Source organism: Pedobacter sp. SYSU D00535, assembly GCF_017355855.1.
Lineage (GTDB): Bacteria > Bacteroidota > Bacteroidia > Sphingobacteriales > Sphingobacteriaceae > Desertivirga.
Genome location: NZ_JAFEWD010000001.1, coordinates 874,565 through 899,104 on the forward strand (window position 1 = coordinate 874,565; position 24,540 = coordinate 899,104).

Annotated in this window: 23 protein-coding genes and 1 riboswitch; of the genes, 9 read left to right on the forward strand and 14 right to left on the reverse strand. The window is 45.1% G+C overall.

The genetic code is table 11. The features are described 5' to 3' along the window. Positions 1-36 precede the first annotated feature (36 nt). The 5 genes from J4N23_RS03590 to J4N23_RS03610 form a co-directional block, all read right to left on the reverse strand. Positions 37-987, reverse strand: a complete 951-nt coding sequence (locus J4N23_RS03590; protein WP_207425628.1) for a glycosyltransferase family 2 protein — start codon at positions 985-987, stop codon at positions 37-39. A gap of 117 nt (positions 988-1,104) precedes the next feature. Beyond that, complete coding sequence (locus tag J4N23_RS03595) at positions 1,105-1,674, reverse strand: DUF4199 domain-containing protein (protein ID WP_207425629.1); 570 nt, start codon at positions 1,672-1,674, stop codon at positions 1,105-1,107. 1 nt (position 1,675) lies between these two features. Beyond that, positions 1,676-2,347 carry a hypothetical protein gene (locus J4N23_RS03600; RefSeq protein ID WP_207425630.1) on the reverse strand — a complete coding sequence of 224 codons (672 nt, stop codon included), beginning with the start codon at positions 2,345-2,347 and terminating at the stop codon, positions 1,676-1,678. Between the two features lie 4 nt (positions 2,348-2,351). Continuing rightward, the gene (locus tag J4N23_RS03605) at positions 2,352-3,620 is read right to left on the reverse strand and encodes a dihydroorotase (RefSeq protein WP_207425631.1); all 1,269 of its coding nucleotides are present in this window, start codon (positions 3,618-3,620) and stop codon (positions 2,352-2,354) included. A gap of 77 nt (positions 3,621-3,697) precedes the next feature. After that, positions 3,698-5,737, reverse strand: a complete 2,040-nt coding sequence (locus J4N23_RS03610) for a BatA domain-containing protein (RefSeq protein WP_207425632.1) — start codon at positions 5,735-5,737, stop codon at positions 3,698-3,700. 175 nt (positions 5,738-5,912) lie between these two features. On the opposite strand from J4N23_RS03610, the gene J4N23_RS03615 reads away from it, so the two are divergent. After that, complete coding sequence (locus J4N23_RS03615; RefSeq protein ID WP_207425633.1) at positions 5,913-6,074, forward strand: hypothetical protein; 162 nt, start codon at positions 5,913-5,915, stop codon at positions 6,072-6,074. Between the two features lie 410 nt (positions 6,075-6,484). Here the strand turns inward: J4N23_RS03615 and J4N23_RS03620 are convergent, their stop codons facing one another. Continuing rightward, entirely contained in the window at positions 6,485-6,778 is a 294-nt protein-coding gene (locus J4N23_RS03620) for a DUF3817 domain-containing protein (protein WP_207425634.1), read from the reverse strand. Positions 6,779-6,910: 132 nt separating this feature from the next. Between J4N23_RS03620 and J4N23_RS03625 the strand changes: the two genes are divergently transcribed. The 3 genes from J4N23_RS03625 to J4N23_RS21075 all read left to right on the forward strand — a co-directional run bounded on the left by J4N23_RS03625 (position 6,911) and on the right by J4N23_RS21075 (position 10,761). Continuing rightward, the gene (locus tag J4N23_RS03625; protein WP_207425635.1) at positions 6,911-8,572 is read left to right on the forward strand and encodes a glycoside hydrolase family 28 protein; all 1,662 of its coding nucleotides are present in this window, start codon (positions 6,911-6,913) and stop codon (positions 8,570-8,572) included. Between the two features lie 82 nt (positions 8,573-8,654). Next, on the forward strand, positions 8,655-9,602 hold the full coding sequence (locus J4N23_RS03630; RefSeq protein ID WP_207425636.1) for an NADP-dependent oxidoreductase: 948 nt from the start codon (positions 8,655-8,657) through the stop codon (positions 9,600-9,602). A 28-nt stretch (positions 9,603-9,630) separates the two neighbouring features. After that, positions 9,631-10,761, forward strand: a complete 1,131-nt coding sequence (locus tag J4N23_RS21075; RefSeq protein WP_207425637.1) for a glycosyltransferase family 4 protein — start codon at positions 9,631-9,633, stop codon at positions 10,759-10,761. On the opposite strand, the gene pncA is transcribed toward J4N23_RS21075, so the two are convergent. The 7 genes from pncA to J4N23_RS03670 all read right to left on the reverse strand — a co-directional run bounded on the left by pncA (position 10,741) and on the right by J4N23_RS03670 (position 17,707). Further along, a complete protein-coding gene (pncA, locus tag J4N23_RS03640; RefSeq protein ID WP_207425638.1) occupies positions 10,741-11,358 on the reverse strand; it encodes a bifunctional nicotinamidase/pyrazinamidase in 618 nt (205 codons plus the stop codon). The two genes, J4N23_RS21075 and pncA, sit on opposite strands and share 21 nt — an antisense overlap. A gap of 6 nt (positions 11,359-11,364) precedes the next feature. Further along, positions 11,365-11,769, reverse strand: coding sequence for an META domain-containing protein (locus tag J4N23_RS03645; RefSeq protein ID WP_207425639.1), 405 nt, complete (start codon positions 11,767-11,769; stop codon positions 11,365-11,367). A gap of 46 nt (positions 11,770-11,815) precedes the next feature. Beyond that, on the reverse strand, positions 11,816-13,009 hold the full coding sequence (locus tag J4N23_RS03650; protein WP_207425640.1) for an NAD(P)/FAD-dependent oxidoreductase: 1,194 nt from the start codon (positions 13,007-13,009) through the stop codon (positions 11,816-11,818). Positions 13,010-13,065: 56 nt separating this feature from the next. Then, on the reverse strand, positions 13,066-13,800 hold the full coding sequence (locus J4N23_RS03655) for a phosphatase PAP2 family protein (RefSeq protein ID WP_207425641.1): 735 nt from the start codon (positions 13,798-13,800) through the stop codon (positions 13,066-13,068). Between the two features lie 4 nt (positions 13,801-13,804). Further along, positions 13,805-14,524, reverse strand: a complete 720-nt coding sequence (locus tag J4N23_RS03660) for an FRG domain-containing protein (protein WP_207425642.1) — start codon at positions 14,522-14,524, stop codon at positions 13,805-13,807. 96 nt (positions 14,525-14,620) lie between these two features. Beyond that, complete coding sequence (locus J4N23_RS03665; protein WP_207425643.1) at positions 14,621-15,691, reverse strand: YncE family protein; 1,071 nt, start codon at positions 15,689-15,691, stop codon at positions 14,621-14,623. Positions 15,692-15,703: 12 nt separating this feature from the next. Next, on the reverse strand, positions 15,704-17,707 hold the full coding sequence (locus J4N23_RS03670) for a TonB-dependent siderophore receptor (protein WP_207425644.1): 2,004 nt from the start codon (positions 17,705-17,707) through the stop codon (positions 15,704-15,706). An 84-nt stretch (positions 17,708-17,791) separates the two neighbouring features. Next, a riboswitch (cobalamin riboswitch) is annotated at positions 17,792-17,984 on the reverse strand. Positions 17,985-18,143: 159 nt separating this feature from the next. Between J4N23_RS03670 and htpG the strand changes: the two genes are divergently transcribed. The 3 genes from htpG to J4N23_RS03685 all read left to right on the forward strand — a co-directional run bounded on the left by htpG (position 18,144) and on the right by J4N23_RS03685 (position 21,583). Further along, the gene (htpG, locus tag J4N23_RS03675) at positions 18,144-20,027 is read left to right on the forward strand and encodes a molecular chaperone HtpG (RefSeq protein ID WP_207425645.1); all 1,884 of its coding nucleotides are present in this window, start codon (positions 18,144-18,146) and stop codon (positions 20,025-20,027) included. 308 nt (positions 20,028-20,335) lie between these two features. Further along, complete coding sequence (locus J4N23_RS03680; protein WP_207425646.1) at positions 20,336-21,232, forward strand: thioredoxin family protein; 897 nt, start codon at positions 20,336-20,338, stop codon at positions 21,230-21,232. A 75-nt stretch (positions 21,233-21,307) separates the two neighbouring features. After that, on the forward strand, positions 21,308-21,583 hold the full coding sequence (locus tag J4N23_RS03685) for a tetratricopeptide repeat protein (protein WP_207425647.1): 276 nt from the start codon (positions 21,308-21,310) through the stop codon (positions 21,581-21,583). Between the two features lie 70 nt (positions 21,584-21,653). On the opposite strand, the gene J4N23_RS03690 is transcribed toward J4N23_RS03685, so the two are convergent. Beyond that, a complete protein-coding gene (locus J4N23_RS03690; RefSeq protein ID WP_207425648.1) occupies positions 21,654-22,421 on the reverse strand; it encodes a queuosine precursor transporter in 768 nt (255 codons plus the stop codon). 80 nt (positions 22,422-22,501) lie between these two features. Between J4N23_RS03690 and J4N23_RS03695 the strand changes: the two genes are divergently transcribed. Both J4N23_RS03695 and J4N23_RS03700 read left to right on the forward strand, forming a co-directional pair. Beyond that, the gene (locus J4N23_RS03695) at positions 22,502-23,647 is read left to right on the forward strand and encodes a methionine aminotransferase (protein ID WP_207425649.1); all 1,146 of its coding nucleotides are present in this window, start codon (positions 22,502-22,504) and stop codon (positions 23,645-23,647) included. 28 nt (positions 23,648-23,675) lie between these two features. Beyond that, positions 23,676-24,455, forward strand: a complete 780-nt coding sequence (locus J4N23_RS03700) for an amidohydrolase (protein ID WP_207425650.1) — start codon at positions 23,676-23,678, stop codon at positions 24,453-24,455. Positions 24,456-24,540: the final 85 nt, after the last annotated feature.

Here is a 24,540-nt window from a genome sequence, read left to right on the forward strand (position 1 = left end):
TAGCCATCGTTGTTACAATCGTCGCAGAGAACAGACTTATAATTTCTTCTCAATCTGATAATGGTTCCTCTCGGATGAATTTCGAGACACCAGTTCTGCTACAAACCCGGTAAGGAACAGCTGAAAGCCCACAACGATCGCGACGAGCGCAATATAAAAAAGCGGTTGATCGGTCACATTACGATACTTGGCATTGTTGGCAATATCGATCAGCTTTTCTGCTATCAACCAGATGGTAATAAATAAACCGGCTATAAAACTCAGCACACCCATAGTACCAAAAAAGTGCATGGGCCGTTTACCGAACTTTCCTACAAAAAATATCGAAAGCAGATCCAGAAAGCCGTTGATAAACCTGCTGAATCCAAATTTAGTGGTGCCATACTTTCTCGGTCTGTGTTCCACCACCTGCTCGCCAATGCGTTTGAATCCCGCCCATTTAGCAAGAACAGGGATATAGCGGTGCATTTCCCCATAAACCTCAATGCTTTTCACCACCTCTCGCTTATACGCTTTGAGGCCGCAATTGAAGTCGTGAAGGTTATGAATACCCGACATTTTCCGAGTAGCCGAATTAAACAGCTTGGTTGGGAGTGTTTTTGACAGGGGATCGTGGCGTTTCTTCTTCCAGCCCGAAACGAGATCGTATCGCTCTTCGGTGATACGGCGGTAAAGCTCCGGAATTTCGTCAGGACTGTCCTGTAGGTCCGCATCCATGGTGATAACCACGTTACCCTGAACAGCCTCGAAGCCAACATTTAGGGCTGCAGACTTCCCATAGTTCCGTCTGAATTTGATTGCTTTGATACAGGGATTTTGTGCTCGAAGCTGCTCTATTACCTCCCAGGATTCGTCGCTGCTTCCATCATCTACTAAAATGATTTCGTAAGAAAAGCCGTGGGCTTCCATCACCCTACGGTTCCAGTCGACTAATTCTGGCAGCGACTCAGCTTCATTGTAAAGAGGTACAACTACGGATATATCCATGTACGATGTGAGGTCTTGAAGGGAGGATAATTCCTCGTATTCCAAAAATAAAAAACGTGCAAATTTGGTCAATTAATCCCACAAAATCTGCACGCTTAAAAATTATCTTTTATTCTGTTACTCTTTGTTCGAATAAGGGGCTTCCCTTTTGAAGATCGCAGCAAATATTAGTGATACAACAAAGATGACGATGATAGAAACTACTATACCTTGAATTAGCTTGCCGGCACCTGGAGCCGCCTCCTCGTCCATACTTTCCCGAATCTGTTCTACCTTTTCGTCGATCTGCTCGGTTGCCATGCCTTGCCGTTCCATCATCGAAGATGTTACTTTTATTACATTCTCCTTTACCGCCGTATTGACCCCGGGATTAACAGTTTTTGTGAAAGCATACGTCCCAAGAGAATAAAGAAAATAGGCCACCACAAACATGATAAAAATCCCACTGGTCGCTTCCCGCAAGGACCAATAACCCCCAATGCTTTTCCGAAGATTTAAACAAAAATAAACCGCAATACCAAGCGGTAACAACAGACTAAGAAGCAGGGGAAAAGACAAAATAACAGCAGCAGAATCAGTGCTGGCCAGAATGTACAGTGAGATGATAGCAACAACCAACTGGATGGCACCAAATATCAAACCATTTACGGCTGCCTTTTTCTGCAGCGCTGCTTTTGAGAATTGCATATTAGTTTTGATTAAAGGCCGTTAGCAAGGCATATACAGGAACGTCAAATTCCGGATCTTCGCTGTTTGCTTTAAACGTTTCAATGTCGTTTTCGGATGGCTGCTGCTGGTAGAAAAATGCCATAACAGGATAAAATAGCTCCTTGAAATCAGAAGATTCATCCAGCCCTTTAGCTACCCGGGAGATCTCTTCCAGGTCGCTCTCCATCAGCATTTGATTTGCAATAACATCCTCGTAAATACGGTGTTCATCCTGGAACTCATCTTCATCCACCAACAAAAATTCCTTCAAAAAATCTTCCAGGTCAGGCTCGATATCCTCATCCTGACACTCCCTAATGTAAAGCAACACGTTAAGCAGCTCAGTGCCACGATCAATTGTCTCGTCCTCAATGGCTTCCCACTCTTCCGATTCCAGGTAATCCTCCTCCAGTTTCTTAACGTCTTCCACAAAGAAGTTGATCATCAGAAGGTCGAAGAACACTTCCCTGAGCGCCTCCAGTTTAGGGTAGTCATCAAATGCTTCGTCCAGCTCATCTACCTTCTCCATAAATTCCTTGTCGGCATCTAATATGCCCACAATACGTGTCCGAAACTCGGCTGTATTTTCAGAACTTACCTTTTCAAATTGCTGAAGCGCAGCATTCAAAGACTTTTCTACTTGCTTATCCATAGGTTCAAGAATTAGTGTATACCTGATTGTTGTTCGCTGTTAGAATTACCTTTCCCTGCAGCTTTTGTTCTAAAAATGGTGTATTTGCCGACTTCGACCTGTTACTTGATCTCTCGAAAATCCACTCTTCGTTCATATCAAATAATACCAGGTTCGCCGGCTCTCCTGCCTCAAATACAGGAACCGGAAGGTTCAAAATCTGCCGGGGTTTGATAGCCAGCTTCTCCACAATCTCTGCAGCTGTTAACCTGGCCAATACCAGGGCGGGCAGCACTGTCTGTAATCCGATGATCCCAAAAGAGGCAATTTCAAACTCCACCTCTTTATATTCAATTTCGTGCGGCGTGTGTTGAGAGACCACCGCATCGATAGTGCCATCGCGCAAGCCCTCTAACAGAGCTCTTACATCTGCAGCAGTTCTCAGGGGCGGCTTAACTTTGTAGTTGCTGTCAAAGCCTGCCAACTCCTCATCTGTCAGCACCAAATGATGAGCAGCCACGTCACAGGTAACTTTAAGTCCCCGTTTTTTTGCCTCCCGGATTAAAGCCACGCTACGACCAGAAGAAATAGTGCTGAAATGAATGGGAGAGTCGTTGTATTCCGCCAGGTAAAGATCTCTGGAGATCTGTACTTCCTCGGCCAGCGCAGGTATTCCTTTCATACCAAGGTAAGTGCTCATCTCTCCTTCGTTCATTTTTCCCTTGCCGGCGATAGAGACATCTTCCGGAAAGGAAAAAATAAGTCCATCGAAGCCTTTTGCGTACATCAAAGCCCGGCTCATCAGGCCAGAGTCGGTAACTGGACGGGTACCATCGCTAAATGCTACCGCCCCTGCTAAACGCATGTCATACAACTCGGCAATATCCTTCCCTTCCCTGTTATAGCTGATACAGCCCACAGGATAGATGTCAGTTAAAAAATCCCTACTTCTGTTAACGATATAGGCCACTTCTGCCTTTGAATGAACAGGTGGGTTAGTTGCTGGCTGTACTGCTACTCCGGTAAAGCCTCCCGCCGCCGCCGCAAGGCTGCCCGACAACAGATCTTCCCTGGTTTCATAGCCCGGCTCGCCGAAGTTAGCGTTCAAATCAAAGAAACCCGGAGCCAGATTTTTTCCTTCTGCATCAATCAGCATAACATCTGCTTCCTCTGCATTTACCTGATCTGCAATCTCAGCAATTCTACCATCTTTTATAAGTACATCGACTTTTTTTCCATCAAATTGCGAGAGCGGATGAATGATCGTGACTGAACGAAGAAGTATAGTTTTCATTTAAGTATTTATTCTTTAACGCCCTCCACCAAGAGTGCCCTTACGCCCCCATTATCCCTGCACCCGGTTTCAGCTGGCTATATGCTGACCTTCCCGTTCTTTATAAACGTGATGATAAAAATCTCTGCTGCCAGGAAAATCAGGGCTAAAATTAGACAAAGTTTCCACAACTGCATACCATAATTTACAGCTTTAATTGCCGTGTCGATGGATTCGCGGCCGGGTTGAAACACATCTACTTTCTGCTTAGGGAATTTTTCTTTCAACTCATCTTCGCTTGCATAGGACAGGTCCGACTCCGACCGGTTGTCGTTGAACGCATAAACGGCTAGCAAGCTATCCCCCTTCAGCAGGTCGTAGTTCCCCTGCCGTCTCACCTGATCCGCAATAAATAAACGGGTACCTCCTCCTCCCGGTCGCACATCCGGAATAGCCTCGAACTCTTTGTTTCTCAGCCTCAAACTTTGGTTAGGAGAAAGGGCGATGTTTCCTGCTTCCAGAAACTGATCTTTGCCAACAATGTAGAAAAGACGATTATCCCGAAGGCTTAGAAAGGCCGACTGGTACATCAGCGGAACAAAAACCGAATGTCTTACCAGATTACTTGCCTCTTCGTCGAGTGGCACGGCAGAAAGATAAACACTCCCCTTGCCTAACCTGAACTGGCTTAGGAATGTTCTTCTGCCTGGAAGCTCCAGTATCGGTTGTTTTGCTGCGCCGCTCCTGGCATATTGAATATATCTTCCAGCCCTCGGCAAATCCATGTTCTTAGGCAGCTGCTCAAACACGCCTGCAAACAATGGATGACGAAGATTGATACTGCTTACCCTTGTTTCCTGAGCGACAATACCTTGAGGGCTATCCGTACCAAGGGCCTGACTGAGCGTGCGCAAGCCGCTCAAATCCTCTGTCAAAGAAGGGAAAACCATGAGCGTACCACCCTGCTGCACATAGCCCTTGAGCTGTTGCGCGAGCCCTTCCGAGATCTGGCCACTCCCGTTTAAAATTACCGTAGGATAAGAGGCTAGCGAAGAATAGTTGATACTGGCCAGGTTGGTATTTACAAGATTGAAAAAAGGATCGGCGCTATAGACTGCCTGCAGGTAAGGATTAACTGCTTGTTCGTTAATAGCCAGCACCTGAAGCCGCCTTTCCACAAAAAAGGTGAAGTGAAAGCGGTCATCAAACACGATAGGGTAGTCGGTAATGGTTACTTCTCCCCTTCGCCAGCCTCCTTGCAGTCCGCTAAATGATAGTGTGTCGCGACTGCTGCCCCTTGCTTCCACAGGCAAACTCGCAATCGCTTTTTGCTGACCATTGATCGTCAGCTTCAAAGGCACGCTCTCCGCTTTTTTATCGGAGTTATTCCTAAGCTGCACCACCAGCTGTTCAGTCTCGCCCGGACGGTGAACCGGTGAAAGGAACCAAACCGAATCAACGGAAATATTAGGGGAAGGGTTAGCGGTCAGTCGTACCAGACGAAGATTAATGCCCGTATCTACTTCCAAACTTCCTGGATCGACCATGTTCTTCTGAAAATCAGAAACCATATAGATCGTCTTGCCTGCATTCTCCGCCGAAACGATATCCTGCTGGCGATTCAACACCTGGCTCATGCTCCGGCTGCTTGCGCTAATCTTTACCTCGTCGACCGCTGCTACAAAATCCTCGTAGCTCAGAAGTCGCTGATGCCGGCCCTCAAAATCATTCGTTAAGAGCTGAAACCGGTCGTTCATTCCATGAGCAGCAGCGATTTCCTTTGCCCGCCGCTTTGCCTCATCCAATAGAGTACCTTCCCGATTGACGGTTTCCAAGCTATAAGAATTATCGATATAGATACTGATCGCCTGATCGCGATGTCCTGCGGCATCAGTTCCGGAAGGGATGTAGGGCCGTGCAAAAGCAAAAACCAGAAAAACTATGGCGAGAACCCGGGCTGCCAGCAGCAACCAATCCCTGATTTGCCGGGAGGAAGACGTTTTTTGCTCAATTTCCTTTAGAAAGCGGACATTACTAAAATATACCTTCTTAAATTTTCGAAAATTGAACAGATGTATAATTACCGGGATAGCAACAGCAAATAAGGCAAAAAGAAATCCGGGAAAAAGGAATCTCATTAACAATCAAAGTTAGTCTTTTGAACAAACAATAACGCCAAAAAGCTGAAATTGATTATCTAAACGGAAAGCTGTCTCAAAAACACTACAATAAAAAAGAAGAAAGGTGCTTTACCAAGCGAAAAAATGCTTGGCATCATCTTGGTAATACTCTTTGCAACCAAACGATACTGCTATGAAGACAACAACTAATAACATCGATCGCTTAACGAAACAATTCGACAAAGAGCTTAGAGCATTATTAAATAAGGATTTAAAGCAATTCAAAGCAGGACGCGGTAAATTCATGAGCAAACACCAGGCTCACAACCAGGATAAAGACCTACTGGTTGCCTGATCAACATATATATAAATCAATCTATTAATAAAAAAGAGTTTTGCTAAATGGCAAGGCTCTTTTTTTTGAAAAAAAAACACCCTCCTCTATCCAATGCTGTCCCATTATCTGCTCTACCTCGTAAGCATACTTTGTCGGAGCTGCCGCTTCTACTTGGTTTAGGTTAAGGCTTGACGCTACTATCACTCTACATTTCCACTTCATAAAAAAATCCCGCGCCGGGGAAAACGCGGGATTCATTGCTATTTAATTGAGGAGAGTAAATTCAGACTAAGTCTTAAACCTTGTCTGTTGCACTAATATGATAAATGTTTCTTTGACACTCATCCTGTACCATCCTGAAAATCGAATATTTATATTCTCACCTCTTTTTTTGCTGTAAAAACCGGGGTTTGTATAGCAAGCGTTTGCTACACAAAGAGCTTTTTCTCCGCCCAAAACGTGCCGAAAGGAACCAGGGAAACAAGAAAAGCCAGTGATGCTTTGTAGAATGACCATTTGTACTGCAGCGTAACCTGCAATAGTAGCAAGACATAAAGTATAAACAACACACCATGCGCCATCCCTACTACGTAATTAGGGCCCGGCATCGCAAACTTATACTTTAAAATCATGGTTAAACCAAGTAGCAGGTAGGAAACGCCTTCGAGAACCGCTACAATCCGAAATCTTCCAAGCGGAGTATTTTGCACGTCTTTTAACATAATGCCGCAAAGTAAAAGGTTTGCGTGTGAGGTGTGTGTAATGGAATTATCAAATCTTGCTTTATAACAAAAGCAATACACGCAGGGCTAAAATGTCCGATTTTTTCTAGTATTGCAAACTATCTAATTATCATGGCAACAACACACGCAGAAAGATTATTTAAAACGATCTCCAGACCAGTCTCCAATCGTGGTCTGGTTCGTACTGTCACCTTTTTAAGCCTCATTGTAATTTCGGCCTGCGCCGGGATCAAGTCGAAGGAGCAAAAACCGGTAGTTTCCGCCTCTATTCCTACCATCGACCAGGTGGGTGCATTAAGAATGCCGGCAGAAATTGCACCCATTTCAGCACCCTTCCCCATGCCGCAATTGAAAAGACCGCAGTTCCCGAACAGAAGTTTCTCCATCCTATCCCGGGGAGCTACGCAAAGCAGAATCACTACAAAAGAGATCCAGGCAGCCATCGACGAGATGAACAAACTGGGTGGAGGTACAGTGATTGTTCCCGCCGGAAAGTGGAAAACGGGCCGTATCAGCTTAAAAAGTAATGTAAACCTGCACCTGGAGCAAGGGGCAGAACTACACTTTAGCGGACAGATCGAAGATTACCGGCCTGCAGTTTTTACCAGGAACGAAGGCGTAGAAGTGATGTCTCTCGGCGCCTGCATTTATGCTAACGGACAAGAAAATATTGCCGTTACGGGAAAAGGGAAATTGATCGGACCACCCAAAGACTCTCCGGTAAGGAAGCGCGTAATGAGTGTGGACGTAATTGAGAATGTGATTCCTCATGATAAGCCGGTGGCCGAAAGGGTGTACGAAGGCTATAATGATGAGTTCATCTTCCTGCCGATGTTCATCTCGCCTATCAACTGTAAAAATATCCTGATCGAAGGAATTTCCTTAGAAAACACTCCGTTCTGGAATATTGTGCCCGTTTATTGTGACGGCGTTATTATTCGCGGGGTTACCGTCAACTCTGTTGGTATACCTCGCGGAGATGGTATCGATATTGAATCAACCCGGAATGTGCTAATTGAATATTGTACCTTAAGTTGCGGCGACGATTGTTTCACGATGAAAGCTGGAAGAGGAGAAGACGGAATGCGCGTGAATAAGCCAACCGAAAATGTGGTAGTGCGTTTTTGTCTGGCCCGCGAGGGACATGGCGGTATCACCTGCGGAAGCGAGACGGCCGGCATGATTCGCAATCTTTATGTTCATGATTCTGTCTTCGATGATACAGGCGTGGGTATCCGCTTTAAAACCCGCAGACCAAGAGGTGGTGGCGGCGAAAACCTGCATTACGAGCGCATCCGGATGAACCTACGCGAAGATGCTTTCCGCTGGGATATGCTGGGAAGCAAGATGTATGTTGGAGAACTGGCCACTCGCTTACCAGCCAGAGATATCAATCGACTGACACCGGTGTACAGAAATATCACAGCTAAAGATTTCATCATCGAGAATGCAAGAACATTTGTCAGGATAGACGGGATCCCTGAATCTCCTATGACCAACTTTAAGCTGGAAAACGCGGTGGTTAACTCTCGCAGTCTGTTTAAAGCAAGCGACGCTAAAGATATACTGATCAAAAACGTCCGCATCAAATCGCAGGATTCTTTGATAACGTTAGTGGATACCAGAAACCTTACCTTCAAAAATGTCGTTTTCGATATCCCTGGAAAGGAAATTATCACCAGTGTCTCCGGTGAGCTTTCTGAGGATATTGAATTCGAAAATACTTCCCCCGTCAAACCAAAGGGCTGGAAGGACAATGAATGGAAAAAGTAGAAAAATAACAGCTGGTCTTGCTCCTTCAGCGACAAGACCAGTTCTTCCAAAACCTTAAGCAAACACGGTTGTTCCCACTGAAATGAAAGCTATTATTTTACCTGAAGCAGGAGAAGCTGAAAAACTTCAACTTACTGAAATCCCGATGCCAGAGATTGATCTTAACGAGGTTCGGGTAAAAGTGAAAGCAATGAGCATCAACCCCGTTGACGTCAAAACCAGAAGTGGAAAGGCTTTGTATAGTCAGTTGAAAGAACAGGAGCCCGTTATCTTAGGCTGGGATATTTCAGGAGAAATTGCATCGACTGGCAAGAGTGTAGCCGGACTAGAGGTCGGCGATGAGGTATTTGGGATGGTCAACTTCCCGGGACACGGCAGGGCGTATGCAGAATTTGTAGTTGCTCCCTTCCATCACCTGGCTAAGAAGCCGGCCAACATTACGCACGAGGAAGCCGCTGTCTCTACCCTGGCAGCCTTAACAGCCTGGCAGGTATTGAAAGATCAGCTGAAAATTCAAGCTGGCGAGCGGGTGCTGATTCATGCAGGCGCGGGCGGTGTAGGGCATTTTGCTATTCAGATTGCCAAACACCTCGGTGCTTATGTCATTACAACCACTTCAGCAGCCAATGCGGACTTTGTGAAGGAGTTGGGCGCAGACGAACACATCGACTACCGGGCAACAGCGTTTGAAGAGGCAGTATCAAGCGTTGATGCAGTGTTCGACACCGTAGGCGGGGATATTTCAGCAAGATCGCTGGCTTGTCTTAAAAACGGTGGACGATTGGTAGCAATTGCAGGAGGCATCACGGAGGAAGTAAAAGCACAGGCGGCAGAAAAAGCAATTCAAGCTTTACCGTACCTTGTTCAGTCAAGCGGTAACGATATGAAGTCGTTGGCGGAGCTTCTGGAGAAAGGAGTTATAAAGCCTTGTGTTTCACATGTATTTCCTTTCGGGGAAATGGCTGCAGCTCATCAACAGATAGAAACAGGAAGAACACGAGGAAAGGTTATTGTAAAACTTGAGGATTAGGATTATATTTAGCGAATAATCGCTACCCGTGAATCATCCTATCCTCAATTTAACCAATATACCTGCGCCCTATCGTGAACGTTTTCACGAAATTCTTTACAGGCATTACGGAGGGAATTATCAGGTTGTTTATTGCGCCAGTTCTGAGCCAAACAGAAAATGGAAGTTCCCCTACGGCGACTATCAAAAAGTCTTTCTTTCCCACGAAAACAGGACTTACGTTCATAACAATCCCGGCGTCTGGAAAGTCCTGAATCAGGTTAAACCCGCGGTTGTTATTTCTACAGGCTTCAATCCCACCATGATGTATGCTTTTGCCTGGTGTTTGCTGAACCGCTCCAAACATATCTGTTTTAGTGACGGAACCTTGAAGTCGGAAAAAACGCTTTCAGTGCTTCACCGCATCGTGAGGCTGGTCTTTTTTGCAGGTTCAAAAGCATTTGTGGCTGCGAGTGAAGGAGGCCAGGATCTTTTTAAGAGCTATAAAATCAGCAAAAACAGAATTTTCAGAAGCTATTTAAGCATAGAGAACGAGCTGTACCACCAGCTGGATTACGAGGAGAAAGAATTTGACCTGATGTTCTCAGGGCAGTTTATTGAAAGAAAAATGCCCTTCTTTTTTGTAGAGGTAGCAAAAGAAGTAAAACGGCGGCGAGGCAAATGCAAAGTGCTGCTTCTGGGAGATGGAGAACTTCGGGTACAGGTTCTTCGGGAATTAGAAGCAAGCGGGATAGACTATTTCTATCCGGGATTTATCGATCAGAAGTCCTTACCCTCCTGGTATTCAAAAGCTAAAATCTTTCTCTTTCCGACCCAAAACGATCCCTGGGGTGTAGTGGCTAATGAGGCCATGGCGGCAGGTTTGCCGGTAATTACTTGTCCAGCTGCAGGAGCTGCTTACGACCTGGTAGAACATGAGGTGAACGGCTATGTGCTTCCCTTGTCCGCGCAAAGATGGGCCGATCACTGCCAGCTGTTATTAGAAGATAAGGAACGTTACACGCATTTCTCTAACAATGCGCTCAGGCTGGTACAACTGTATAACTCTTACCATTCGGCTCAGGGTGTGATCGAAAGTGTAAGCTTCGCAATGGGAAAACCCAAGTGTGTAGAACAATTAAATCAAAGGCAGAGTAGCTTAGAGGCCGTGACAGATTGATGTACTATTTATGATGCTGCCACCCCTGGCAATGATCTCCCCCTTCATCTTTGCAAAACCTTCCAGGCTGATGGCACGGGTAGCATCTTCTATTACAAACGTATTAAATCCTTCCTCTATGGCATCGAGGGCAGAAAAGCTTACACAAAAATCAGCAGCAAGGCCAGCAATGTACAAATCGGTAATGTCCTTACCCCGCAGGTAATTGGCGAGGCCCGTGCTTTTTAAATGGCCATTGTCATAAAAGCCACTGTAGCTGTCGATCTCCGGATTTGTGCCCTTTCTGAAGATTACTTCTACCCTTCCGGTATCCAGCTCTTTTGAAAATTCGGCGCCCATGCTACCTTGTTCACAGTGCACCGGCCAAAGGACCTGTTCCAGTCCATTGACCTGGATGGTGTCAAAAACACTTGTCCCGGGGTGATGCACAGCAAAACTTTTATGATTGGACGGATGCCAGTCCTGCGTTGCCACTACCAGGTCAAAGCTGTCTTGCAGCTTATTCACCAAGGGGATTATAACATCGCCTTGTGGCACAGCCAGAGCGCCACCAGGCAAAAAGTCGTTCTGAATATCTATAAGAAGTAATGCCTTCATGCGCTTTTATTTGCGGAAGGTAAGTAGTAATACGTCCGTGCTGTACAAATAGAGCATGCCGTTTTTGATGTCGTACCTTCTTACTTCGCGCAGGTTGGAAAGCAGTTCCTGCTCCTCATCCATTAGTCCCTCACAATACATCTTGGTGGAAACAATATCTTGAAAAGTAATCTGGTCGCTACCCATCAATTCGAATTCTGCTGAGATGGAATTACAAAATGCCTTTCCTTTCACTTCCAGCTCTTTCTCATCGAACTCTAAAACGGCCTTTCCACTTCCGTCTACAGGTTTATGTGCAATGGCCGTCAGCGTCCACTTTTGTCCGCCAAGAGAAAGAATGCCTCTGTCAGGTTTCAATGCGTTGCAGTTAGTAAGGGTAATTAACGCGATGGCTAGTAAAAAATATCTCATATAATTAAGTTTATAATAAGATAACATACACCGGCGTGGGATGTTTTTAATGCAAATGCTGGGCAATCACAAAGCCGCTGGCCCATGCCCACTGAAAATTATAACCTCCCAGCCATCCTGTCACATCCACACATTCGCCACCAAAAAAGAGCCCCTGCACGTTCTTCGCTTCGAGGGTTTTAGAAGAGAGCTCGCTGGTAGCCACCCCTCCCCGCATGACCTCTGCCTTGTCGTATCCTTTATCGCCGGCAGGCTTCACCCGGAACGAGTGAATGAAGTTTTCAATTTTGGTGAGTTCCTCCTTGCTCAACGATGCCAGATTCTTGTCGACCGGCAGATACTTCGCCAAGGCCTCCGCGAACTTTTTGGTATATAGCGTGGCGAGGAAAGTGCCGAGCTGTTTTTTGCCGTTCCGCTGCTTTTCTTCTCCAATCAGATTAGACACAGAACGGCCCGGAAGCATATCAATAGTTATAGACTCGCCGGGCTTCCAGTAAGAGGAGATCTGAAGAATAGCTGGTCCGCTTAGTCCCCAGTGTGTAAACAGGATATTCTCTTCAAAGCTGATTTTTTCGTTGCTTACCCTGCAGAAGATACTATTGCCCGAAAGGCTGGCATACCATTCGGCATCCTTCCCGGTAACGGTCAAAGGGACGAGTGCCGGCGCCGTTGGTGTTACTCTTAACCCAAAATGCTTAGCCACACGGAGCCCGAAATCAGTTGCCCCCATCTTTTGTATGGGTAAGCCCCCAGTTGCAATCACCACATTAGGTGCTTGTTCTTGACGGGCTTTCCCCTCCTGCTCGTAACTGACTGTAAATACTCCATCGGCACTTCTGTTTACTGCCTTAACCTCTGCATTGCAGCGGATGGTTTGATCCAGATCCTGGCATAAATTAAGAAAGACGTCAACAATATCACGAGCTTTATTAGTAGTGGGAAACAGCTGGCCAAGGGTCTTCTCGCGACCCTCAATCCCATAAGTCTGAAAAAAGCTGATAGTGTCTTCTACTGTCCATTGGGAAAAGGCCGACTTACAGAAGTGCTCGTTCTCCGAAATGAAGTTGGACGCTGAGGTGAAAAGATTAGTGTAATTACAGCGCCCTCCACCCGAAATAAGGATCTTCGCTCCTGCTTTCTCTGTCTTTTCAAGCACCAGTACTTTTTTACCCAGAAACCCTGCCTGAACCGCACACATCAGTCCACAGGCCCCAGCCCCAATTATAATCGCATCAACCATGAATTACAAAAGTACGCTTTGAAGCGGATGTGATGGCGACAAAAAAGCTTTTCCTGTTACGAACCTGCCCCTCCTGCTTGTACGTCAACTACTCCCTTCAATCGCTTCTGACTGTACAACTCTATTCTTCTTAGAATGGAAATGGAGATGATTAACCAAATAATGCCAGCACAGAATCCGGCTAATACATCGCTGGCGTAATGTACCCGAAGGTACACGCGGCTAAAGCCAATCATGAAGATAAACAAGAGTAATGCGCCAATCAGGACTGTCTTTATCCAGCCTTTCATATGCCGGCGATAAATAAAGAAAATTAACAAGCCAAAGAAAGTAACGCTGCTCATCGCATGGCCACTTGGAAAGCTGAGTCCGTGTGCCGGCTCAACCAAGGGGATTAAGGGTCGCGGGCGGTTGAACCATATCTTTAATAGAGACATGATAACCAAACTGCTTAGCGCGATTGCGGGTATTTTTATCGAATACCACTTGTTTCTTCTAATGAAAAGAAAGTAGGCAATAAGCAAAACATTCGCAGTAACGAGTGCATGATAGTTTCCGAAAAAGGTAACAAACGACATCAATCTGGTTGTACTCTCGCTTGTGAAAGCACCCACATACTCGAATGCCCGCTGATCAAATTCCTCTTTTCCTTCCAGAAAAACGTATTTAGCTATGAACAGGAATAAGATGAACGAGGAAAAGAAAAGAATGGTGGACAGGATGGCACCTGCCGTAAACAATACAGCTCTCGCTATTATGCGCTTATACAAAGTTTTTACCCGCGTGATCATCCGTCTATTTAAAATATCTCCATTGCAGATAAGAGCATAAACCCTCTAACTCAGGAAAAATGGTAAAAGCATTGATTCCCAAAGTATGCAGGTCTGCTCTGATCTCCTGGAAGTTTTCCATCGCTATCTTAATCTTTAATAACTTTTCAGAAAACTCCTCGGTTTGATCGAGTTCTCTCTTTTGTTCAATTTCGGCCGAGGGCTGGATAGAAAAGACCCCGGATTGATTATTTATGCGCTGCTTAATAATCCTTGGCCGGAAAATCTTGGTTTCCTTTGTGTCGAAAGGATGCAAATTAGCGATGTCCAGGCTATAGTCGTCCGCATCGGCCATAAGCACCCAAACTACGGCGTAGGCGCCAGGCGAACTGGAGTAAGAATTACCATCGGTAGCAAACCATAACGCCGTTAAGGCATTATTAGACCAATCGAGGAGGCGCGTAGGTAATCCAAAGTGCTGACCGAGCGTCAAATAATCCCAGTCGTCATAGGGTTTGTGCTCATCTATAAGCAGCGGGTTGGTCCGCTTAAATTCCTCCAGCAAGAGCCGCTCGGTAGCAAGAAGATCGGACTTGGGACAAAGTCTGCTTATTTTGGGTATCAGGGGATGGTCCCCGGTTTGCCCCCGAAAGACGAAGTCTTCGACAATTTGACCCTCGCCTTTCTGCTGCTTGTAGCGCTTGATCACTTCGAGATATTCTGAAACACTTTGTATTTCTTCCACTAGCATATCAAATAAAAGCCCGGAAGGAAAAAATGTTTGACAGAAACAAGAAAGGCGGGCTTCAAGGCCCGCCTTTGAGTATGGGAAAGAAAGTTTTTACTTCGTGTAGAATTTTAGTTTTGCAGGCATAACGGCCGCATCAAAAGAAAATTTCTTTTTTCCTTCTTTGCTGTAGCAATGTACGGTGCCAGCAGATACGAAATTTTTCGCGTCAGTAATATAGATATCACTGCTGCTAGGATCAACTGCAATGCCATAAGGCAGCTGGATAGCCGTCTGGGTGCCGTCAGTAATGAAGCTTGACCCTGGAGTTTCCGTTAACACATTTAGTGTAAGGTATCCAATATCATAAGAGTTAGTGCTAAATTTATAATTTGCTTTATAAATGTAAGCGATATCGCCAGAAATAGCCAGACCTGTAGCTGGAATATTCAAGGCGATCGCCTGATCTGTTGTAGTTTTGATTACATATAAATTAGGATCGATGCCTGCATAATTTCCCTTGGTTACGACATAAACATCTCCATATTTATCAGCAATTACCTGCGCCGGGTTTACCCCGACTGTTATTTTCTTAAGTTCGGTAAATGTGGTCAAATCTATAACTGATACTGTATTTGCGAAAGTCGCTTCGAACCCGCCTGAATTCGCCACGTACAACTTATTACCAACGACCGCCATTCCTTCAGGATCTTTCCCTACGGGAATGGTGTGAGTAACTGACAAATTGGTTGTGTCTATGGCGTAGACGTTATCCGTATAAGAACTTACAAACACCTTCCCATTCGCTACAGCTATTGATCTTGGAGAATTGATAGTTACTGTGGCAATTTTTTTTGCCGTTTTTGCATTAACCACTTCAACTTTGTTTGAACCATTTACGGATATATACATTTTAGAACCATAAATTTCGATATCCTCACCGAGGTCTCCCAGGTTTGCTCCGGCGTTAGCTGCACCAAAGTAGTTTTCAGTAACGGCCTTGCTGTCGAAAGAGTAGTAGCTTAAAACCGAATTGTTTTGATTAAAATTCCCCTGGCTTAATACGTACACCCCCTGACTAACAGGTTCTGGTTCTGGTTCGGGCCCATTGTCTTTCCGGCAGGATGCAAATCCAATAACGAATGCTACTGCAAGTGTTGCTTTAAAATAGTTTCTAATTCTCATCTGATGTATTTATTAAAAGTTCGTGTTTAATGCAATTTGAAACGATCGTCCCGGCATTGGGTAATTCCTGACCACCTCGTAAGGAAGGTCAAAAACATTATAAATCCCCGCTGTTATTTTAAAGATGCGCTCCTTAAAAGCACGACGATAGGATAATGAAACATCCGAGGTATACCAGGGCTCCAGGTAACTATCCGAACGATTCGGTTGGAGACCATATCTTTCGCCGGTGTAGATGTAGCTGTAATTGATGCTTGTATTATTCAAGACAAGACTGAGATTGGCAGATCCCGCGTGTACGGGGGCATAAGGAAGCAATTTTCCATAAAAACTCCCGGGGGTAATATCGACGGCCTTTTGGAATGTATAGTTCAGATTTCCCGTCAGGTAGTTTCGTGAAGCAAATCTAAATTCAGAACTAGTGCCTAGCTCAAATCCCCTGATACGCGTCTTGCCCAAATTCATCATGGACCATAAAAAGAGCCCCCTTGTCGGGATCGCTACTATTTTGTCCTTTACGTTGTTCTGATAAATATCACCACGAAAGGACAGAAAAGAGATCCTTCCTCCAAAGGTCTTCTGATAATCAAAACCCACATTGTACTGGTTCGCGTATTCGGGTTTTAATGCAGTATTTCCGATGAGCGTATAATACTGATCATTGAAAGTGGGGAGACGAAAACTCGACTTATAGAACGCTCTGATATTCAGATTTTCGGAAAATGGCTTCCAGGAAACAGAGACAGCCGGTGTAATGGCGTCTTTGTTATTGGCACTTTGTCCCCGTTCCACTGCCTCGCTGGTAATGGTGCCCAATAAGTTGGCTTCTGCTGTTAATTTCTTAAACCTCAGGGATCCTGTCAAAGAAAGAAGGCTGGTCCAGCGAGTAGGCTCCGGGAAACCCGTAGGATTAAAATCGATCTCTGCATCTAACGTATTTCTGATGATATCCGAAGCAAAGGCCAGTCGAAACAAGGGCGTGACCTGATATCTCTGCGCAACTGAAAGATACAACTCCTGTTGCTTATACCAGTTACTTATTTCACCCGAGCTTCCAAGCCAATCAGGATCCTGATATCTGCTATAGCTGTAGCCGTATTTACCTCTTACACTAAGATCATATTTCAATCCGAACGATTTGCTATAATACATCTGACTAAAGAACTCGTCGTCCCACAAGCGCTCCCGCGAATCGTAAGCATTTTCTACAATCACCCTCGGCAGCCCTCTTTCTGAACGGTAGCCATACATCTGCACAGACCATCGGCTGCTATCACTACCTCTGCCATATACGGCGGCCTCGAGCCTCAGTGATTGCAGGTCGCCGTTGGTACGGGTCAACAGACTATCGAAAGTACCGTTCACATGTCTAAACTTATACCTTCCGTTCGACGACTGCCACTCTGCACTTGCCGTACTATATACGCTTCCACTCAGTTTTTCCTGCCAGGTAATTGATGGGTTAAACAAGCCGAAAGAACCTGCTCTAAGTTTTGACTGAATATATCGTTTTCGGTCTCCTGTAAAGACGGGCTGCCTGGTTCGCAAATAAAGGCTATTGGCCAGGGTGTAAGCCCGTGCGGGCAGGTTTTCCTTGTCGGAACTTCCGTTATACAGCTCTATCGTTTCTATATTATCTAAGGAGATCCTCCCTAGATCCACCTGCCCATTCTGAGCGTTTCCGAGTTGAACTCCATCATAAAAGACACCCGTGTGGAGGCTTCCTAAACTGCGAACGTTAACTGTCTTAAGTCCACCTAGCCCACCGTAGTCCTTCACCTGAACACCTGAAAAATGACGGATTGCCTCTGCAACTGATTGGCTATTCAGCTTCTCAAGCTGTGCCCCATTCAATACCTGCAGCGGATGCAGGTCGGATTTTACCGTATTGATCCTGTTACCAGTAACCGCAACCTCCTTCAGCGTATCGGCTTGCTGGGCGTACAGCTCTCCCTCCCCGAATTGGACGAAGCAGATAAAAACAATTGAGAGCCTGAAGAAGCAAAACTTGACCATGATCCTACAAAAGCCGGGGGAAATAAAATGAGAAATGAGAATACACGAAAGGTACTTTCATCCAAGCTTCAATCCCCGAAAGCTATGAATACTTAAACTTGTGGCAGGTCTTCTGACTTACTCCCGGTTATTCTGCCTTCCCATCCTGTACAGACAGTGGCTTGAGATCGAATAATCGTTGGTGGAGATTACAGCAGCGGGACTGTCCGGGAATTTCACCCGAGTTCCCTTTTAATCCTTCAACTGAGTTGGAGGAACCAAAAGCGCTGCAAAGGTAAGAGAAGAAACGACATTAACAAAGGCGCTGTCCATCTTTACCTGTTCCCCTCGCCCTGGTAGCAACACAGCAAGTTTTGTCCATCCATCCTGTCATTTTGACAAATCGGCGACGTTTGGAACAGGGCTTGATAAGGGAAAGAAAATTAAAATCTGAATCATGCAAGAAAAAGGTACTATTTCGATTCACACCGAAAACATCTTTCCTATAATTAAGAAGTTCTTATACTCTGACCACGAGATCTTTCTTCGTGAGCTGGTTTCTAATGCTGTAGATGCTTCCCAAAAAATCAAACGTCTTTCTTCTCTGGGCCAATACCAAGGCGAACTTGGAAATCTGCAGGTGGAAGTTTCACTCGACGAAGAGAAAAAGACCATCACCATTTCTGACAGAGGTTTGGGAATGACAGCTGATGAGATTAAAAAGTACATTAATCAAATCGCGTTTTCAGGAGCAACTGAATTTGTTGAGAAGTTTAAAGAATCTAAAGATGCCAACGAGCTGATCGGAAAATTCGGATTGGGTTTTTACTCTGCTTTCATGGTGGCAGATAAGGTGGAAATTCAAACCCTCTCCTACCAGGAAGGTGCAGAACCTGCCAGATGGAACTGTGACGGAAGTACTGAATTTGAAATTACCGAAGGCAGCCGTACCGAGAGAGGAACTGACATTATTCTTCATGTAAACCAGGATTCTGAGGAGTTCCTCAGCAAATACAAACTGCAGGAAATCCTGGATAAATACTGCCGCTTCCTGCCTGTGCCTATTAAGTTCGGAACCAAAACCGAATCGGAAGAAGATGGAGTGGACGAAGAAGGCAAGCCAAAATATAAATCGGTTGAAGTTGATAACATCATCAACAATACCAACCCGATCTGGACAAAGGCTCCTGCGGATCTGAAAGACGAGGATTACCTGGCTTTCTACAAGGAGTTGTATCCATTCTCTGAGGATCCTCTTTTCTGGATCCACCTGAATGTAGATTATCCTTTCAATCTTACCGGTGTGCTGTACTTCCCTAAAGTGAAGAACGACTTCGACTTCCAGAAGAACAAGATCAAGTTGTTCTCCCGTCAGGTGTTCATTACAGACGAGGTAAAAGACATTGTGCCTGAATTCCTGATGCTGCTGCACGGGGTGATCGACTCCCCAGATATTCCTCTTAACGTTTCCCGCAGCTTCCTGCAAGCGGATAGCAACGTTAAGAAGATCAATACTTACATCACGAAGAAGGTAGCCGACAAGCTTTCTGAACTTTTCAAGAAAGACCGCAAGGCTTTCGAAGAAAAATGGCAGGACATCGGTCTGTTCGTGAAGTACGGTATGGTAAGCGAAGAGAAATTCAACGAGAAAGCGAAGGACTTCGCCCTGCTAAACAATACAAAGAATGAGTACTTCACGCTTGACGAGTACAAGGAGAAGGTGAAACCCATTCAGACAGACAAAAACGACACGGTAGTGTACCTATATACTACTGACGCTGCCAAGCAGGACGCCTTCATCCAGTCAGCCGACAAGAAAGGATACGATGTATTGCTGATGAACTCTCCGATCGACAACCATTTCATCAGTCACCTGGAGCAGAAGCTCGAGAAAACTTCCTTAAAACGTGTCGACTCGGATGTAATCGACAAGCTGATTGTGAAGGATGACAACCCTGCACACGCTTTGACGGAAGAGCAGACCACGAAAGTAAAAACCGTATTCGAAGGAGCTATTTCGAAACCTAACATGAAGGTCGAAATTGAAAGTTTAAGTCCGGATGAACTGCCTGTTCATGTGACGATGGACGAGTTTATGCGTCGGATGAAAGACATGGCACAAATGGGTGGCGGCATGAGCTTCTATGGATCTCTGCCTGATAACTACAAAGTAGCCATTAACGGCAATCACCCGCTGATTACCCGCATCGCTCAAACAGAAGACGCCGAAGAGCAAAGCAAATTGGCGAAGCAAGCGTTTGACCTTGCACTGCTTTCCCAGGGAATGCTTACCGGTGCTGAGCTGACGGAGTTTGTTAAGCGGAGCGTCCAATTAATTTAATAAATCGAAACTAAGATAGTGAGCTGCCCTCTAAAGGGGCGGCTCTTTTTATTTTAAGCCTCCCTTCAAATTAATCTTTCTTGCCCCGGAAATCTTCTAGCTTCGGTTAAGCTACAGTTAGTGTACAGTATAGGTACAGTTTAAGTACAGTGTACCTCCAGTCTCTTAACTTCTAACATAAAACCTGTTGAAAATCGAAGAGACACGAGTAAGATCACCGCTTTAGTGACAGGAGAACATCCACCAGTAACAATTGACCAACAGGAAGTTAAAACAATTTCCTACCTTGTATTCAAAATAACCTAAATATGAAACAGCTACTATCTATTGCCCTGTTGTTCGTAGCATCCCTCGCTCAAGCACAGGAAGAAAAAGGAATGAAATTCGAACATGCCAACTCCTGGGCAGAAGTAAAAGCCAAAGCCAAAGCCGAAAACAAGTACATCTTTCTCGATGCCTACACCACCTGGTGCGGTCCCTGTATCATGATGGCAAAAGAAATTTTCCCGCTAAAAGAGGTGGGCGATTTTTACAATGCGAATTTTATCAATGTGAAAGTTCAGCTGGATGAAACTGCGAAAGATTCGGAAGAAGTAAAAAAATGGCGGAGCGACGCAAAGTATTTGGCTGACACCTATTCAATCCGTGCCTACCCCACCTATTTGTTTTTCAACCCCGATGGAGAAGTTGTTCACCGCGCTGTCGGTTCCTCTCCGGGTGAGGTGTTCATTTCGAAAGGCAAGGACGCTTTGGACCCGGACAAACAATATTATACGTTGAAGAAACAGTACCTGGAAGGTAAAACGGACACGACCTTTCTTCTAAAAGTCACCAATGCCTCTATCGAAGCTTACGACGCAGACTTCAGCAAAAAAGTGGCAGCAGAATATCTGGCGACTCAAACTGACCTGCTTAGCCCTCAGAACTTAAAGCTGCTTGCCCGTACTACGGAAAAGACCAGCGACCGCGGTTTTGCTATACTGAAAAACAATGTGGCGAAAGCGGACGAGGCGATCGGTAAAGGCAGGACTAAAAGCATCCTTCATAATATCGCCATGCGAGAGTTCGTGATGCCGGCCCTGTCCACCGCGATGCAGAATTCGGCAGAACCTGACTGGACTGCACTACAACAAAAATTAAATAAAGATATCCCGGAGATGGCACAAGAGCTGGTGCTCTCTGGAAAGCCGATGTACTACATGTGAGCAAAAGACTGGCTCAAATTCAGCGCTTCTGTAACTGAATACTTTTCTAAATTCAGCGATAGTATTGATCCTAATATGCTGAACAACTACGCATGGGAGATCTTTAAGAAATGTGATGACATGGCCTGCATTCAACAGGCGCTTGCCTGGTCGAAGAAAACCCTGGAAGGTAAAAACGCAAAGGAAGTAATGTATCTCGACACCTATGCTAACCTGCTACATAAATCAGGAAGGACAGCCGAAGCCATCAAAATCCAGGAAGAGGCAGTAGCCTTATCCGGCGAAAAGGATGATAATGGCAATCTAACCAAGGTGCTTAACAAGATGAAAAAAGGTGAAAAAACCTGGTAGTATCTATTTCAATCAGTAACCTAATTAAAGAAACAGCTGTTGTGAAAGCAGCTGTTTTTTTTGCTCCAGCCTATTTCGCAGCCTCCCTCACCAATTTGGACGCCAGCTCCTTCCCTAAAAACTTGTCGATTAAATTATGTGCGACATATAAGATCGGGGTCATAAGAAGGGCCACTATAAACTTGTAGCTGTAATTTACCAAGCCAATAGCTGCTACCATCTTCCAGCTCCAGTTGTAAGCCGGGTTGATGTAAAAAGCAATAAAGATCACCACGAAGCTGTCTATACACTGGGATGCCAGCGTAGAACCCGTTGCCCTTAGCCATAAAGATTTCTCGCCTGTTAACTTCTTGATCCGGTGAAAAATGATCACGTCTACCAACTGCCCTATCAAAAAAGCAGCGATGGAACCGCAAATAATCCACATTCCTTGTCCGAACACCGCATCGAAGGCATTGTCCATATTGACAGCTTGCCCGTTTACAGTTTGGTTAATCCAGAAGTCGGAAGGCACAAGTCGCATACAAAGCCCGACCACAAGAAACGCATAGGCGATCAGAATGGCGGTTAAGATGGAAAGAAACCGCACCTGCTTAATACCAAAATATTCGTTAATGATATCGGTCATGATAAAAATGAGCGGCCAGGTAATCACGCCGGCCGACATGTTGAATGACAAGTCAGGCACCCCAAATAAATTCACATCCAGCTTCTCGACTCCAAGTGAGCCTTCCACGGTAAAAATTTTCACCCCAATAAATTCTGCGAGGATAGCATTGGAAACGAGAAAAGTGGCAAGGATTATAAAAAGCCGGCTCTCCGGGGTTTTAAAAGTCATAATTCTATCGTTGATGAGTAAATTTAGCTATTTTTAGCACCTTTTTAACACGAATAGTAGACGTCGTTCAGTTTTAGGTTGTGATTCAGATAAAATCGAAGTTACCGAAGGTAGAAACTACCATTTTCAGCGTCATGTCTCGACTAGCCGCCGAGCATAATGCCATTAACCTTTCGCAGGGTTTCCCCGATTTTGATTCGCCACCTGAATTAATAGCACTGGTAGACAAGTACCTAAGGGCCGGGAATAATCAATATGCTCCCATGGCAGGCTTGCCTGCACTCAGGGAGGTAATCGCCGAAAAAGTTGATTATTTATACGGCTCCAATTACGACCCAGAAACGGAGATAACGGTTACAGCCGGCGGCACTCAGGCAATTTTCACCGCGCTTGCTGCGGTAATTCAACCCGGCGATGAGGTGATCGTCTTTGAACCCGCCTACGATTCCTATGCGCCCTCAATAAGATTACTGGGAGGTCTTGTAAAGCCCTTTGAACTAGCTCCACCCGATTATAAAATCGATTGGACGATGGTCAGGAAGCTGATCTCTGCCAGAACCAGGATGATTATCATTAATTCGCCGCAAAATCCGACTGGAGCAATTCTAGATGAGGACGATATTCAACAGCTAATCACGATTACCCGCGGAACCGACATCTTGATTTTGAGTGATGAGGTGTATGAGCACCTCGTTTATGACGGTAAAGCGCACCTAAGCATGGCCCGTTACGAGGAATTAAAAGAAAGAAGCTTTATTACCGTTTCATTTGGCAAGCTATTTCATACAACCGGTTGGAAGATTGGTTACTGCCTTGCTCCGACGCCCCTGATGAGCGAGTTCCGAAAAGTACATCAGTTTCTTGTATTTAGTGTCAACACGCCAATGCAATATGCCATTGCTGAATTTCTGAAACAAAAAGACTATTATACCGGTTTAAGTGCTTTTTTCCAGGAGAAAAGAGATTTTTTCAGGAGATTGATGAAAGAAACGAGATTTGAATTATTACCTTGTGCCGGCTCGTACTTCCAGTGCGCTGATATAAAAAACCTTACCGACGAACGGGACACTGAATTTGTGAAACGCTTAACTACAGATTTCGGAGTTGCAGCAATTCCAAGCTCGGCATTTTACGGCAGGGGGACAGATTTCAGAATAATAAGATTTTGTTTTGCTAAGAAGCAAGAAACTTTGGAACAAGCAGTAAGTCTCCTGACTAAAGTTTAAATTAGTTGATGATTTTATAAGCCTATAGATGAGCATCTTAAAAATAACTACATTTCAGGCATACCTTTTTTGGGAAAACATAGATAAGAATCTTCAAAACCTATCTTTACGACTTTCCTCCATAAGGGAAAAAACGGACCTGATTGTACTTCCGGAAATGTTTAGTACTGGCTTTTCAATGAATGCCGCTTCGCTGGCAGAAGAAATGGGTGGCAAAACCATGCAGTGGATGCATAGTCAGGCCGAACGTTTTGAAAGCGTGATAACAGGAAGTTTGATCATCAAAGAAGATGGGAAGTACTATAATCGCCTTATTTGGATGCGCCCGGATGGGTCTTACGAAAAGTACGATAAACGCCATCTTTTTGGTCTGGGAAAGGAAGACAGTGTGTACGAGGCAGGCAAAGACAAACTGTTTGTAGAGTTAAACGGCTGGAGGATTTGTCCGGCAATCTGCTACGACTTACGCTTCCCCGTGTGGCTTAGAAATAAGGGAGGCGAATATGATCTGCTATTGGTGGTAGCGAATTGGCCTGAAAGACGTTCCGCTCATTGGCGGGCCCTTATCCCCGCAAGAGCCGTTGAAAACCAGGCCTTTGTTGTCGGAGTAAATCGAGTAGGCCACGATGGCAACGAAATTTATCATTCGGGCGATTCGATGTGCATAGATCCAAATGGCAAAACGGTCTATTACAAACCCAACGACGAGGATTTATACACGTTTTCCATATCAAAAGATGAACTGGTGAAGGTTCGCAGGGCTTATCCATTCCTCAGAGACGCCGATGACTTTGAGATCCTGAATTAAGCGACACTCCTAATAGTTAACATCATTCAGCAAGATTTTTATCTGAGAAAATAATTTTATCAGGACAAACCTGTTTATAGAATTT